Raw genomic sequence first — 13,484 nt, forward strand, 5'->3', positions numbered from 1 at the left:
GCTCGGGTCCATCCGGGACGGCAGGGACCGCCCTATTCCCAGCGGAACAGGCGGGAGGCCAGGTAACCGGCGACCGCGGTCCACACGGCCAGCACCGCGAAGGCGCCCAGGCCCGGCAGGCTCCCGTCGGCGAGCACGTCGCGCAGCCCCGAGCTGAGCGCGGTGATCGGCAGGAAACCCACCGCCTGCTCCATCGGTCCGGGGAAACTGCTGGTGGGGAATAGGACGCCGCCCAGGCCGAGCATCAGCACGTACACCAGGTTGGCGCCGGCCAGCGTCGCCTCGGCGCGCAGGGTGCCCGCCATCAGCAGCGCCAGCGAACTGAAGGCCGCGGTGGCCAGGAGCACGAGCCCCACGACGGCGAGCACGCCGACCGGCTCCAGCGACGGCGACCAGCCCAGGAGCAGGGCCACCGCGCACAGCACGGTGATCTGGATGGCCTGCACCACCAGCACGGCCAGGGTCTTGGCGGCCAGGAGCCCGAACCGGGACAGCGGGGTCGCGCCCAAGCGCTTGAGGACGCCGTAGCGGCGCTCGAAACCGGTGCCGATGGCCAGGCCGGTAAAGGATGTGGACATGATGGCCAGCGCCAGCACCCCGGGCGTCAGCGCGTCCACGCGCGACCCCTCACCGACGTCCAGCACGTTGACGAGGCTGAAGCCGACCAGCAGGAGCACCGGAATCACCATGGTGAGGAGGAACTGCTCACCATGGCGGAGCATGACGCGCAGCTCCATCCCGGCCTGGGCCGCGATCATGCGCCGCATCGGGGCGGCGCCGGGGGCCGGGGTGAAGAGGCTGGGTTCGAGGGCGGGCGTCGGGGCTTCGGTGACGGCCGGACCGGCCGTGCCTGAAGTGTGCTCGGTCATTATTTCCGCAGTTCCCGGCCGGTGGTTTCGAGGAAGACGTCTTCGAGGGTACGCCGCCGCATGCGCAGGTCCTCGGCGAGCACACCGGCGGAGGCGCACCAGGCCGTCACCGAGGCCAGGAACTCCGGGTCGAGGGCGTCGGGGTCGTCGGTGGCGATGGCGTACTCGTGCCGACCGCCCGCGGCTGTGGCGGAGACGCGGCTGTCCGCGGGCAGGGCCGCCCTCAGCGCATCCGTGTCGACGGGCCCGGTGGTGGAGAAGCGGACCTCGCGCCGACCTTCGGTGAGTTCGTCGGGGGTGCCCTCGACGACCACCGCGCCGCGGTCGATGATGACCACGTGGTCGGCCAGCCGCTCGGCCTCCTCCATGTAGTGCGTCGTCAGGATCACCGCCACGCCCGCCTCGCGCAGGGCCGAGACCAGGTCCCAGGTGGCCATGCGCGCCTGCGGGTCCAGCCCCGCGGTCGGCTCGTCCAGGAAGACCAGTTCGGGGCGGCCGACCACGGCGCAGGCCAAGGACAGGCGCTGTTGCTGACCTCCGGACAGGCGGCGGAACGGTGTGGCGGCGGCCGCGGTCAGGCCGAGGCGGTCCAGGAGCAGGTCGGGGTCGATCGGTGCGGCGTGGAAGGAGGCCATGAGGTGGAGCCACTCGGCGGTTCGGGCGCCGGTGGGCACCCCGCCGGACTGCGGCATCACGCCCACGCGCGGTTTGAGCTTGGTGGCGTCGGCGACGGGGTCGAGCCCCAGGACCCGCACCTTTCCGCCGTCGGCGCGGCGGAACCCCTCACAGATCTCGACGGTGCTGGTCTTGCCCGCGCCGTTGGGGCCGAGCAGGGCGGTCACCGCGCCGCGGCGCGCGGTGAACGTGAGGCCCGTGACGGCCGTGGTGGCGCCGTAGCGCTTCACCAGGTCGACGACCTCGACGGCGGCTGTGTCCATGGGGCCCGAGTTTACGTGCGCTGCGGGGCTCGGCTTCACCACCCCGCCCCAAGCGGGTTGCCGCAGTTCGGGGCCCGTGGGGTGGTCCAGATTCGGGCATCCGTTATGCGGGCGCACTACCCGTCGCAGAACTGGAAGAATGGCGCAGTGGGCCGCGTTGTACCCATTCGGCGCGTGTTTTCCCCTGGTCGTGCGCTCGCCGAGCACGGTCCCGGTCGCAGTCCGCCCGCGAGTGGGTTCGGATTGTGGGACCCCTGTCTCGCCATGTGAGAGATCGGAAAACTTACGGCGTGCGTGAAGGTGGTTCCCACGTGCCACATCGGGGTGAAATCCCTGCTTAGGCAAGCCTGACCTTCGTGACGAAGTGCATGAATCCGGGTTTGCCACGGCGGACTCAATTAGGCCACACTGATGTTGTCTAAAGTAGGAGCCGATCGATGAGACGGGAGGGGAGCACCGTGCCTGACGTGTCGAGCGCGCCCCGAACCCTGAACGGGCCCGATCATGGGACCCGTGCCCGTGTTGCCCGGCTCATCCTGGAGAAGGGCCCGATCACCGCTTCCTCACTGGGGCAGCGGCTCGGACTCACTCCGGCGGCCATCCGCCGCCACCTCGACAACCTGACCGGTGAGGGCATGGTCGAGGCCCGGGACGCACGGCCCACCCACGGCCGACGCCGCCGGGGCCGCCCCGCCCGTGTCTTCGCCATTACAGAGGCCGGGCGTGACGCCTTCGTTCACGCCTACGACGACCTCGCTTCCAGCGCGCTGCGCTTCCTCGCGCAGACCGCTGGTCCCGAGGCCGTCAGCCAGTTCGCCAAGAGCCAGGTCGCCGACCTGGAGCGGCGCTACAAGCCCATGCTGGACGCGGTTCCCCAGGAACAGCGCGTCCGTCTGCTGGCCGAGGCGCTCTCCAACGACGGCTACGCAGCCAGCGCGGGCCAGGCACCCGCGCCTGGTGGCGGCGACCAGCTGTGCCAACACCACTGCCCCGTCGCGCACGTGGCCGCGGAGTTCCCGCAACTCTGTGAGGCCGAGATCGAGGCCTTCTCGCGGCTGTTGGGCACCCCGGTGCGCAGGTTGGCCACCATCGCCCAAGGCGACGGTGTGTGCACCACGCACGTCACCCCACGGGAGGACGGGGCGAGCGGGGACAACGGCACCCCCGCGTCCAACACGGCCATCCGCCAGCGGGCGGGCGGCTCAGTTCACCAAAAGGACGTCTGAAGTCCAGGAGGAGTCCGCGCATGACTTCCATCGCGCACCCCGAGCTCGAAGGGCTCGGAACATATGAGTACGGCTGGGCCGACTCCGACGACGCCGGCGCCACTGCTCGGCGCGGTCTGAACGAAGAGGTTGTCCGCGACATCTCGGACAAGAAGAGCGAGCCGGAGTGGATGACCAAGCTCCGCCTCAAGTCGCTGAAGCTCTTCGGCAAGAAGCCCATGCCCGACTGGGGCGCGGACCTGTCCAGGATCGACTTCGACAACATCAAGTACTTCGTGCGGTCCACGGAGCAGCAGGCCACGTCCTGGGAGGACCTGCCCGAGGACATCAAGAACACCTACGACAAGCTGGGTATCCCTGAGGCGGAGAAGCAGCGCCTGGTCGCCGGTGTCGCCGCTCAGTACGAGTCCGAGGTCGTCTACCACCAGATCCGCGAGGACCTGGAGGAGCAGGGCGTCCTCTTCCTGGACACGGACACGGCCCTCAAGGAGCACCCGGAGGTCTTCGAGGAGTACTTCGGCTCCGTCATCCCGCCCGGTGACAACAAGTTCTCCGCGCTGAACACCGCCGTGTGGAGCGGTGGGTCGTTCATCTACGTGCCCAAGAACGTGCACGTGGAGATCCCGCTGCAGGCCTACTTCCGGATCAACACCGAGAACATGGGCCAGTTCGAGCGGACGCTGATCATCGTCGATGAGGGCGCCTACGTCCACTACGTCGAGGGCTGCACCGCGCCGATCTACAAGTCGGACTCGCTGCACTCCGCGGTCGTCGAGATCATCGTCAAGAAGAACGCCCGCTGCCGTTACACGACCATCCAGAACTGGTCGAACAACGTCTTCAACCTGGTCACCAAGCGCGCCATCGCCGAAGAGGGCGCGACCATGGAGTGGGTCGACGGCAACATCGGCTCCCAGGTCACCATGAAGTACCCGGCCGTCTACCTGATGGGCGAGCACGCCAAGGGCGAGACCCTGTCGATCGCCTTCGCGAGCGCGGGCCAGCACCAGGACACCGGTGCCAAGATGGTGCACTGCGCACCCAACACCTCGTCCAAGGTCGTCTCCAAGTCGGTGGCGCGCGGCGGCGGCCGCTCCTCCTACCGCGGCCTGATCCAGGTCCAGGAGGGTGCGCACCTCGCCAAGTCCTCGGTCGAGTGCGATGCCCTGCTGATCGACACGATCAGCCGGTCCGACACATACCCCTACAACGACCTGCGCGAGGACGACACCGAGCTCGCGCACGAGGCCACCGTCTCCAAGGTCAGTGAGGACCAGCTCTTCTACCTGATGAGCCGGGGGATGCCGGAAGAAGAGGCCATGGCCATGGTCGTTCGAGGATTTGTGGAGCCCATCGCACGGGAGCTCCCGATGGAGTACGCACTGGAGCTCAACCGCCTGATCGAGCTCCAGATGGAAGGATCGGTGGGATAAGTTGACGACCGCGAACACTGAGCCCAAGGCGCACAGCCACGGGCTGGGGCAGATCCCTGTCTCGAAGCTCGACACGCACGGTTCGCACGACGTGGACGCCTTCCCCGTCCCCAACGGTCGTGAGGAGGAGTGGCGCTTCACGCCGATGCGCCGCCTCAAGAAGCTGCACGACTGGAAGGGGACCGCCGACGGCACCGACGAGACCGTCGTCGACGCGCCCGAGGGTGTCACCGTCGAGCAGGTCGGCCGTGACGACGGGCGTCTGGGCAAGGCGGGCCTTCCGGTGGACCGCGTGGTCGCCCAGGCCTACACTTCCTTCGAGCAGGCGACCGTTGTCACCGTGCCGCGCCAGCTGGTCGGCGACAAGCCGATCACGATCGACCGCAAGGGGCTCGGCGGGACCGCCTTCGAGCAGCTGGTCATCGACGTCCAGCCGCTGGCCGAGGCCACCGTGATCATCACCAGCACCGGAACCGGTGTGCGCGCGGGCAACCTCGACATCCACGTCGGCGACGGCGCCAAGCTCAACCTGGTCAGCCTCCAGGAGTGGGACGACGACGCCGTCGAGGTCAGCCAGCACAACGCGAAGGTCGGCAAGGACGCCTCCTTCAAGTCGGTCATCATCACCCTGGGTGGTGACGTGGTCCGGCTGTCCCCGCGCGTGTCCTACGAGGGCCGGGGCGGCAACGCCGAGCTGTACGGGCTCTACTTCGCCGGTGACAAGCAGCACCACGAGCACCGTTCGCTGATCGACCACAACCTGTCCAACACCCGCTCCCGGGTGGACTACAAGGGTGCGCTGAACGGCAAGGACGCCCATGCGGTCTGGATCGGTGACGTGATCATCGGCGAGGGCACCACGGGCACCGACTCCTACGAGAACAACCGCAACCTGCAGCTCTCCGACGACACCCGCGTGGACTCCGTGCCGAACCTGGAGATCTTCACCGGTGAGGTCGCGGGTGCCGGGCACGCCAGCGCCAGTGGTCGACTGGACGACATCCACCTCTACTACCTGCAGTCGCGCGGGATCCCCGCCGACGAGGCCCGTCGTCTGATCATCCGCGGCTACTTCCTGGACATCGTCAACCGCATTGACGACGAGGAACTGCGTGACCGCGTCATGGAGAAGGTCGAGCAGAAGCTGGCCGCGCATGAGTGAGACGGACGGCTGGATCAAGGTCGCCGAGCTCGACGAGATCCCTGAGGAGGGGGTCCTGGGGATCGAGACCGATGACGAGACCCCCGTCGCGCTGGTGCGCTCCGAGGGCCAGGTCTACGCGATGCGGGACGTGTGCTCGCACGCGGAGGTCCGTCTCTCCGAAGGGGAGGTCGAGGACGGCACCATCGAGTGCTGGCTGCACGGCTCCTGCTTCGACCTGAGTTCGGGGGCGCCGATCAACCCGCCCGCGACCCAGCCGGTTCCCACATACGACGTGAAGATCGACGGCGACGACGTGCTCGTGTCGCTGGATGAGAAGAATTCCTGAGGCCTGAAATGACGAAGTTCGAAATCCGCGGTCTGCGCGCCGACGTCCTCATCGGTGAGGACGAGCGGCAGGAGATCCTCAAGGGCGTCGACCTCACCATCAACTCCGGTGAGACCCACGCCATCATGGGCCCCAACGGCTCCGGCAAGTCCACCCTCGCCTACGCGATCTCCGGCCACCCGCGCTACGAGATCACCGAGGGCGAGGTCCTCCTCGACGGCGAGAACGTCCTGGACATGGAGGTGGACGAGCGGGCCCGCGCCGGCGTCTTCCTGGCCATGCAGTACCCGGTCGAGGTGCCCGGCGTGTCCATGTCCAACTTCCTCCGCAGCTCGGTCACGGCCGTGCGCGGCGAGGCCCCCAAGCTCCGCCACTTCTCCAAGGAGCTGCAGGGCGCGATGAAGGGCCTGTCCATCGACTCGGCCTTCGCCGCCCGCGGCGTCAACGAGGGCTTCTCCGGCGGTGAGAAGAAGCGCCACGAGATCCTCCAGCTGGAGCTGCTCAAGCCGAAGATCGCCATCCTGGACGAGACCGACTCCGGTCTGGACGTCGACGCGCTCAAGATCGTCTCCGAGGGCATCAACCGCGCCCAGGCCGACAACGACCTGGGTGTCATGCTCATCACGCACTACACCCGCATCCTCAATCACGTGAAGCCGGACTACGTGCACGTCTTCTCCGAGGGACGTATCGCCGAGTCCGGTGGTGCGGAGCTGGCCGACGCCCTCGAGGCCGACGGCTACGAGCGGTTCGTGAAGGCGGGCGCATAACACATGAGTGATCGCGAGCTGGGACAGCTCGACGTCGCGGCGATCCGGGGGGATTTCGAGATCCTCTCCCGGACCGTCCGTGACGAGCGCCCGTTGGTGTACCTGGACTCCGGGGCGACCTCGCAGAAGCCGCGTTCGGTGCTGGACGCCGAGCGCGGGTTCTACGAGCGCCACAACGCTGCGGTGCACCGTGGGGCGCACCAGCTCGCGGAGGAGGCCACCGACGCCTACGAGGCCGCGCGGGAGACCATCGCCCGATTCATCGGCGCCGACTCCGACGAGGTGGTGTTCACCAAGAACGCCACCGAGGCGGTGAACCTGGTCGCGTACGCGATGAGCAACGCGGCCACCGCGGAACAGGCGCTGAGCGGTTTCCAGGTGGGTCCGGGCGACGAGATCGTCGTCACCGAGATGGAGCACCACGCCAACCTGGTGCCCTGGCAGCAGCTCTGCCAGCGCACCGGTGCGACGCTCCGCTGGTTCCCGGTGACCGACGAGGGTCGTCTGGACCTGTCGGACATCGAGGAGCTGGTCAACGAGCGCACCAAGCTGGTGGCCTTCGCGCACCAGTCCAACGTGCTCGGCACCGTGAACCCGGTCGACACGATCACCGCCCGGGCCCGGGCGGTCGGCGCGATGGTGCTGCTGGACGCCTGCCAGTCGGTGCCGCACATGCCGGTCGACGTCGCCGCACTGGACGTCGACTTCCTGGCCTTCTCGGGGCACAAGATGCTCGGTCCCAACGGGATCGGGGTGCTCTGGGGGCGCCGGGAGCTGCTCGCCGCCATGCCGCCGTTCATCAGTGGCGGATCCATGATCGGCGTGGTGCACATGAGCCACTCCACGTGGGCGGACCCGCCGCAGCGCTTCGAGGCTGGTGTGCCGATGGCTCCGCAGGCCGTCGGTCTGGCCGCGGCCTGTGACTACCTGTCGAAGGTGGGCATGGACCGGGTCGCCGCGCACGAGCACGCACTCACCGAATACGCCCTCAAGCACGTGGGCGCGATCGAGGGTGTGCGGATCGTGGGCCCGACCGAGGCAGTGGACCGGGGAGGGGCGGTGTCGTTCGTCGTGGACGACATCCACCCGCACGACCTGGGCCAGGTCCTGGACGACAAGGGTGTCGAGGTCCGGGTGGGCCACCACTGTGCCTGGCCGTTGCACCGCAAGCTCGGTATCGTCGCGACCACGCGCGCGTCCTTCTACCTGTACAACACCTTCGAGGACGTGGACGCGCTCGTGGAGGCCATCCGGGCCGCCCAGAAGTTCTTCGAACGCCCTGGGCTCTAGTACGAGGATTCTGCCTGACCATGCAGTTGGACGCGATGTACCAGGAAATCATCCTGGACCACTACCGGAACCCGCACCACAAGGGGCTGCGGGATCCGCACAACGCCGAGGCACACCACATCAACCCCACCTGCGGGGACGAGGTGACGCTCCGGGTCACGTTGACCCCCGCCACAGGTTCGGAGCTGGACGAGAAGGCGGTCGTCAGCGACGTCTCCTACGATGGGATGGGCTGCTCGATCAGCCAGGCCAGCACCTCGGTGCTCACCGAACTGCTCATCGGCAAGACGGTGGCTGAGGGTATGACGACCCTGGACGCGTTCACCGAGCTGATGCAGTCCAGGGGGCAAGGCGAGCCCGACGAGGACGTGCTGGAGGACGCCGTGGCGTTCGTCGGCGTGTCCAAGTACCCGGCTCGGATCAAGTGCGCCCTACTGGGGTGGATGGCTTGGAAGGACGCGGTGTCGCAGTCCTTGGAGAAGGAAGGCGCCTGAATGAGCGACAACGAGAGCACGACGACCGAGACGGTTGAGAAGCCTGAAGCGGCTCCGCTCACCCCTGAGCAGGAGGCGCTGGCCGAGGAGATCGGTGAGGCGCTCAAGGACGTCATCGACCCCGAGCTGGGCATCAACATCGTTGACCTGGGTCTGCTGTACGGGGTGAACCACGACGACGAGTCGATCACCCTGGACATGACCCTGACCAGCGCGGCCTGCCCGCTGACCGACGTGATCGAGGACCAGACCAACAGCGCCCTCGAGGAGTTCGAGCGCGAGGTCAAGATTAATTGGGTCTGGATGCCGCCGTGGGGTCCGGACAAGATCACCGACGACGGTCGGGACCAGCTGCGCATGCTGGGCTTCAACGTCTGATCTGATGTGACGTGCGTACGGGCCGGGCCCTGGAGGGATTCCAGTGGTCCGGCCCTTTCGTGTGGCCGGGCCCGGTACCGACGGGTGGGGCGGACGCGGGATGGCCGATCCCGCATGAACGGGCGCGCTGCTGGCCGGACCCGGCCAACTGAGTACGGGTACTGATGTGCTGGCCGCCTTCACCGGGGACGCTGTTCCCATGAGACCTCACGAATCCTTCCCCAACAGCCCGGCCGCGGCGCCCTACCAGGCACACCACGCCTACCAGGCTCAGGTGGGAACGGGGGACAGGACCTCGCCCTGGTTCATCGTGCTGTGGCTTCTCGTGGCCGTGCCGGTGGTCTTCCTAGGGTTGTACATCTTCGGAGGCGTCGCGCTCTCAGCGGCGATGACCGAGGTTCCGAGTGGGGTCGGTGCGCTCGCGATCTTCTCGATGCTGTTCCTGGCGCTGTTCGGTATCCCCCTGAGCCTGTGGCACTTCGGCCTGGTGTGCTCGCTCCGGCGGAGCCGCGCGCGCAAGTTGCTCCTCACGCTCCAGTCGGTGTACGTCCCCCTGTTCTTCGTCATCGGGTGGGCCCTGATCCAGTACGCGAACCAGTTCCCGGTCTCCACGTAGGGATTCAGGCCTAAGTCCCGGTCAGTAGCGGCGGCCGGGCCCGGTCAACTGAGTACGGGTACTGATGTGCTGGCCGCCTCGTCCGAGGATGCTGGTGCCATGACACTCCACGAATCCTCCCCCAGCAGCCAGGCCGACCTCCCCACCTTCACCTCGGCGGAACCGGGTGAGCGGACCTCCGCCGGGCTCATCGTCGTGTGGCTGCTCCTGGCCGTGCCGGCGGCCCTCTCCGTGTTCTTTGCCTTCGTCGGCGCCCTGATCTCCATAGGGATGTCCGGCCTGCCCCTCTGGGTCATGCCTGTCGCACTCTGGACGATGCTGGCGGTGGCGCTGTGCGGCATCGTCGTGAGTCTGTGCCACTTCGGGCTGGTGTGCTCGCTTCGGCAGAGCCGCGTGCGCAGCATCCTCGTCAGGGTCCAGTCGGTCTACCTGGCCGTGCTCCTCATCGTCGGGTTCGGCCTGGCCTCGTACGCGGAGAGCGTCCCGCCCGCCCATTAGGGGTGCACGAGTACACCCTGGTCAGCAGCGGTGGTGGAGCCCGGCCATGTCCTGGATCTCGGCGGCGACGTCCTGGGGGGCCCGGGCGGGCCTGCGGAAGGGAATGCGGACGTCGTGGTCGCCGCCGGGGCCCTCCAGGCGCAGGCGCAGGCCGTAGCGGTCGACTCCGAGCGGTCGCGGGCGGCCCTGGGGCAGTGGTGCGGCGCAGCGGGTGACCAGGGCCCAGAGGACGTCGGGGTGGTCCTGTTCCAGGTGGCGCAGCCACGGCCCCTCCCAACGGCCGAAGGGGTCCGGGGCGGCCTCCGAGAACTCGCCGGGGTGCAGCAGGTGGCAGCCCTCCTGGTCGGAGTGGACCAGCAGGTAGGGGGTCAGCGAGACCATCGTGCGGCCGTGTCCGAGGTCGAGCAGGCGTTCGTCGGGGTCGTCGTCCAGGACGTCGAGGGAGCGGGCCCGGGCCTCCGGGAGGGGGAGGACGCACAGAGTCCCGCTGATCCAGAGCAGGGAACGCGTGGGGTCCCGAAGGTCGACCGGTGCGGTGTCGGTGAACTCGACGGTCGCCTCCAGGTCCCCGCTGCCGATCTCGGCCAGAACGCGGTGCTGGTCGGGTACCAGCAGGGTGACCTCGTCATCGGCTCCGGTGTGGCAGGCGGCACCGGTGAGGTGGAGCGAGAGCTCCGCGGTCGTGACCGTGGCGGGGTTGGGGCGGGACAGGACGGAGCGCGCCCGCTCGGCGGGGGAGGGCGTGTGCTGTGGCGGATGCAGGAGGACCACCTCAAATCTATTAGGTAAGCCTAACCTACATCTTCCATGTGGATTTGGCATCCCCCGATACGCAGAAGCAGAAACGGCACTCCGACCCGGCCCGCGCACACGACTAGGCCCCCGGGATCCGGGGGCCTAGTCATGAGCTGTGTGCGATGGTGCGGCAGCAGGCGGGCGGCGGGCTAGTGGGTGGCGAACATGCCCGCGCGCAGCTCTCCGGCGATGTCGTCGTCCCCGCGCAGGGCCAGCATGTCCAGCAGGGCTTGGGGATCGGCGAGCGACTCGTCGCCGTTGTCGGTGATCCGCCGGGACATGATCTTGAGCGCCTCGTCCGTGGCGGCCGGGGCGGTGTAACCGATCAGATGCAGTGCCCTGGCCGCGGGCGGGTACCCGCTCAGGTCCCCGGAGGGGAGCTTGCGCGCGTCCAGGCGGTCGCCGGAGACGGTGATGAACACCCGGTCTCCCGGCTGTGCGGCCTGACGGCGAAGCAGCGGACGCAGGGAGTCGAAGGCCGGCTGGTCGCGCCAGACGAGCACCAGCAGGTCGGCGCCGGGCGCCGTGAGGCACAGTAGGCGTCCGGGCTGCAGGCCCAAGTGGGTCGCGTAGCCGGTGGGCACTGCTACGGGGGCGCCGTTGAGGTGGTCGGCGGTGATGTCGATGCGGTGCCACCAGCGCCCGTCGGGGGCGCGGAAGCATCGGGCCGACATGGCCGGGTCGCTCGCCCCGGGGTGGCCGGGTGCGCTGTGCGCCACCGCAGGGGCAGGCCCCGGGCCCTGCTGCGGCTGCTGCTGCGGCATCGGGGGAGCGCCGTGACCTGGCTGGAAGGATCCCTGGTCCGGTCCGGGTCTCTGCTGGTATTCCTGCTCGGGCCGGTTGGGGGGCGGGTCCGTGGGGGCCGATGAGTGCTGCCCGTCGGGCCGACGGCGGATCGGGAGCCCGTTCTCGGTCGTGGCGCCCCCCGGAGTGTCGGGGGAGTGCCCGCCGGGTGCCTCCATGGGGATGGTCTGGTCCACGAACACGTATCCGTCGCGCAGACTCACCCCGGGGGTGCTCAGCAGCCAGGCGCGCAGGTCCTGCTGGCGGATGCCGATCCGGCCCAGCCGGATCCCCGCTTCGGTGAGGTTGGGCGCGTCACCCAGAAGTTCACGGGTCTGCCAGCGCAACCGGTTCGGGTCGTCCGCGATGAGCCAGCCGTTGTGCATGCGCCGGTCGGTGAACAGGGTGATGATCACGCGCCACAGCGGGGTGTTCAACGTGGGGACGTCCGCCGGGTGGTCCGGGTGCGCGTTGATGAGCCGGTCGATCGTGGTCGCCGAACCGAGCTGCTCGGAGAGCTCGCGCAGGTGCTTGGTGATGGCCGCGCCCTCGGGGGAACCCAGCCAGCGCAGGAGGCGCTCCTCCACCTTGCGCTGCGCGCCGCGGATGTCGGTGACGTCCACCGCGATCTGCTCCGACAGCACGCGGATGCTGATGGGGTCGGTGGCGAAGAGCCGTTCGGCGGCCACCGTGCGTTCCAGGTCGGGCCAGGAACGGAACATCTCCTCGACCTGGTCCACCAGGGGGTGCTGCCCGAGAACGGGTGCGGCGGGGTGCTCGTCGGCCTGTTCTGCGCGCGGCGCCTTGGGCCTGCTGAAGCTGGGGCGGCGCAGAGTGCGGCCGGGGCCGAGAAGGGAACTGCGGAACTGGGAGCGCAGGTCGCCCACGCCGTCGGTCCCGGTGGCCTGCTGTTCCTCTCCGCCCGGGACCATGGCCGAATCGGGCAGCATCGCCGCGGAGCTGACCATGCCGCCCGCGGCGGGCTCGTGCGGGGTCTCGGGGGACGACCCCCTGTCGGGCTGGGTCGGCTGCGGTGAATGCAGCTCCTGGTCCCTCTGGGCGCGCAGCGCCCGAAGGGTCCGGATAGCTCGGGTAGCCGGGGTCTGGGGCGGTGCCGGTTCGGCCGCGCCGTCCTGGGAGGCCTCGGCTGTACAGCTCGCGCCAGAGGCGCTGTTGAGGTAGTCGAGCGCGTTGCGCACGTGTTCGGGTGCCGATTCGGGGAGCCAGTGCGCGATGGTGCGCACGGCTTCCAACATCAGTGCGGGCGAGGGGGTGGGGCCCGTGGGGAGCTCGCAGCAGGGCTGAAGCGCCCGCCAGGAGACCGTGCTCACGATGTCGAGGACTCCGCAGCCCTGAAGGTGCCATTCGCACAGGTCCTGGGGCGAGGCGCTGATGAGGCGCTCCCAGTCGCCGGCGGTGGCGACCACGGCGCCGCGGACGGGCTCGGAAAGCTCTGCGCAGTCCACCGGCTGGGTGCGCAGGCTCGGCAGGAACTCCGCGAGGGGCACGTGTCCCCACTGTTCCACCGCCAGGCGGGCCAGTCCGTTGGCCAGCCACGGCGGTCCCGCGATGTCCAGGACACGGGCGACCGGCAGCGAGTGCCACCAGCCGTCGATCAGGCGGTCATGGTGGAGCAGGGGTGCCACGTCCGGCGACCTCGACCACCGCAGGGCGGGAGCGAGGTCGACGAGGCAGATCGGAGAGACGGCGTTCATCCGCTGGGGACCTCGACCTCCTGGTGTCTGCACGTGAATTGGGGAGGAACCGCACGGGCCTTCGGTTCGGTGCTCTACAGTACGCGCCCTGGACCCGGAGGGGGACGGGTCGGAATCCGGCTCGGCCTGTTCCGCACGGGGGTGCGGCGAGCCGAGGGGCAGAGGTGCCGTGAGCACTTCTCCGAGATC

At 68.9% G+C, this 13,484-nt stretch carries 14 protein-coding genes; 10 read left to right on the top strand and 4 right to left on the bottom strand.

Annotated features, from left to right (window positions below):
• Positions 1 to 32: 32 nt before the first annotated feature.
• Together ACYVD1_RS10785 and ACYVD1_RS10790 are read right to left on the bottom strand one after the other, a co-directional pair.
• Entirely contained in the window at positions 33 to 869 is an 837-nt protein-coding gene (locus ACYVD1_RS10785; protein ID WP_460770870.1) for an ABC transporter permease, read from the bottom strand.
• Positions 869 to 1,807: an ABC transporter ATP-binding protein gene (locus tag ACYVD1_RS10790; RefSeq protein WP_460770872.1), complete on the bottom strand. Its 939-nt coding sequence runs from the start codon at positions 1,805 to 1,807 to the stop codon at positions 869 to 871. Before ACYVD1_RS10790 ends, ACYVD1_RS10785 begins: the two co-directional genes overlap by 1 nt.
• A gap of 437 nt (positions 1,808 to 2,244) precedes the next feature.
• Between ACYVD1_RS10790 and ACYVD1_RS10795 the strand changes: the two genes are divergently transcribed.
• From ACYVD1_RS10795 to ACYVD1_RS10840, 10 genes are all read left to right on the top strand, one after another.
• On the top strand, positions 2,245 to 3,033 hold the full coding sequence (locus ACYVD1_RS10795; RefSeq protein WP_460770874.1) for a helix-turn-helix transcriptional regulator: 789 nt from the start codon (positions 2,245 to 2,247) through the stop codon (positions 3,031 to 3,033).
• A 20-nt stretch (positions 3,034 to 3,053) separates the two neighbouring features.
• Entirely contained in the window at positions 3,054 to 4,466 is a 1,413-nt protein-coding gene (sufB, locus tag ACYVD1_RS10800) for a Fe-S cluster assembly protein SufB (RefSeq protein ID WP_460770877.1), read from the top strand.
• Between the two features lies 1 nt (position 4,467).
• Positions 4,468 to 5,628, top strand: coding sequence for a Fe-S cluster assembly protein SufD (gene sufD / locus ACYVD1_RS10805; protein ID WP_460770879.1), 1,161 nt, complete (start codon positions 4,468 to 4,470; stop codon positions 5,626 to 5,628).
• Positions 5,621 to 5,956, top strand: a complete 336-nt coding sequence (locus ACYVD1_RS10810; protein ID WP_460770881.1) for a non-heme iron oxygenase ferredoxin subunit — start codon at positions 5,621 to 5,623, stop codon at positions 5,954 to 5,956. The genes sufD and ACYVD1_RS10810 overlap by 8 nt, the downstream gene beginning before the upstream one ends.
• A gap of 8 nt (positions 5,957 to 5,964) precedes the next feature.
• On the top strand, positions 5,965 to 6,726 hold the full coding sequence (gene sufC, locus ACYVD1_RS10815; protein WP_460770883.1) for a Fe-S cluster assembly ATPase SufC: 762 nt from the start codon (positions 5,965 to 5,967) through the stop codon (positions 6,724 to 6,726).
• 3 nt (positions 6,727 to 6,729) lie between these two features.
• On the top strand, positions 6,730 to 8,016 hold the full coding sequence (locus ACYVD1_RS10820) for an aminotransferase class V-fold PLP-dependent enzyme (protein ID WP_460747090.1): 1,287 nt from the start codon (positions 6,730 to 6,732) through the stop codon (positions 8,014 to 8,016).
• 20 nt (positions 8,017 to 8,036) lie between these two features.
• The gene (sufU, locus tag ACYVD1_RS10825; protein WP_460747089.1) at positions 8,037 to 8,510 is read left to right on the top strand and encodes a Fe-S cluster assembly sulfur transfer protein SufU; all 474 of its coding nucleotides are present in this window, start codon (positions 8,037 to 8,039) and stop codon (positions 8,508 to 8,510) included.
• The gene (locus ACYVD1_RS10830) at positions 8,511 to 8,888 is read left to right on the top strand and encodes a metal-sulfur cluster assembly factor (RefSeq protein WP_460747088.1); all 378 of its coding nucleotides are present in this window, start codon (positions 8,511 to 8,513) and stop codon (positions 8,886 to 8,888) included.
• Between the two features lie 199 nt (positions 8,889 to 9,087).
• Positions 9,088 to 9,504 carry a hypothetical protein gene (locus ACYVD1_RS10835; protein ID WP_460770885.1) on the top strand — a complete coding sequence of 139 codons (417 nt, stop codon included), beginning with the start codon at positions 9,088 to 9,090 and terminating at the stop codon, positions 9,502 to 9,504.
• Between the two features lie 99 nt (positions 9,505 to 9,603).
• The gene (locus tag ACYVD1_RS10840) at positions 9,604 to 10,002 is read left to right on the top strand and encodes a TMEM45 family protein (RefSeq protein ID WP_460770887.1); all 399 of its coding nucleotides are present in this window, start codon (positions 9,604 to 9,606) and stop codon (positions 10,000 to 10,002) included.
• A 21-nt stretch (positions 10,003 to 10,023) separates the two neighbouring features.
• Here ACYVD1_RS10840 and ACYVD1_RS10845 read toward each other — a convergent pair whose 3' ends face one another.
• On the bottom strand, positions 10,024 to 10,773 hold the full coding sequence (locus ACYVD1_RS10845) for a DUF2470 domain-containing protein (RefSeq protein WP_460770890.1): 750 nt from the start codon (positions 10,771 to 10,773) through the stop codon (positions 10,024 to 10,026).
• 173 nt (positions 10,774 to 10,946) lie between these two features.
• Entirely contained in the window at positions 10,947 to 13,295 is a 2,349-nt protein-coding gene (locus ACYVD1_RS10850) for a hypothetical protein (RefSeq protein ID WP_460770892.1), read from the bottom strand.
• Between the last annotated feature and the right edge of the window lie 189 nt (positions 13,296 to 13,484).

The organism is Nocardiopsis nanhaiensis, assembly GCF_054778635.1.

Excerpts from the sequence above, each read along its gene's own strand:
- ACYVD1_RS10785 (WP_460770870.1), bottom strand. The coding sequence starts at position 869 with ATGACCGAGCACACTTCAGGCACGGCCGGTCCGGCCGTCACCGAAGCC.
- ACYVD1_RS10790 (WP_460770872.1), bottom strand. The coding sequence starts at position 1,807 with ATGGACACAGCCGCCGTCGAGGTCGTCGACCTGGTGAAGCGCTACGGC.
- ACYVD1_RS10795 (WP_460770874.1), top strand. The coding sequence starts at position 2,245 with ATGAGACGGGAGGGGAGCACCGTGCCTGACGTGTCGAGCGCGCCCCGA.
- sufB (WP_460770877.1), top strand. The coding sequence starts at position 3,054 with ATGACTTCCATCGCGCACCCCGAGCTCGAAGGGCTCGGAACATATGAG.
- ACYVD1_RS10810 (WP_460770881.1), top strand. The coding sequence starts at position 5,621 with ATGAGTGAGACGGACGGCTGGATCAAGGTCGCCGAGCTCGACGAGATC.
- sufC (WP_460770883.1), top strand. The coding sequence starts at position 5,965 with ATGACGAAGTTCGAAATCCGCGGTCTGCGCGCCGACGTCCTCATCGGT.
- ACYVD1_RS10820 (WP_460747090.1), top strand. The coding sequence starts at position 6,730 with ATGAGTGATCGCGAGCTGGGACAGCTCGACGTCGCGGCGATCCGGGGG.
- sufU (WP_460747089.1), top strand. The coding sequence starts at position 8,037 with ATGCAGTTGGACGCGATGTACCAGGAAATCATCCTGGACCACTACCGG.
- ACYVD1_RS10830 (WP_460747088.1), top strand. The coding sequence starts at position 8,511 with ATGAGCGACAACGAGAGCACGACGACCGAGACGGTTGAGAAGCCTGAA.
- ACYVD1_RS10835 (WP_460770885.1), top strand. The coding sequence starts at position 9,088 with ATGAGACCTCACGAATCCTTCCCCAACAGCCCGGCCGCGGCGCCCTAC.
- ACYVD1_RS10840 (WP_460770887.1), top strand. The coding sequence starts at position 9,604 with ATGACACTCCACGAATCCTCCCCCAGCAGCCAGGCCGACCTCCCCACC.
- ACYVD1_RS10850 (WP_460770892.1), bottom strand. The coding sequence starts at position 13,295 with ATGAACGCCGTCTCTCCGATCTGCCTCGTCGACCTCGCTCCCGCCCTG.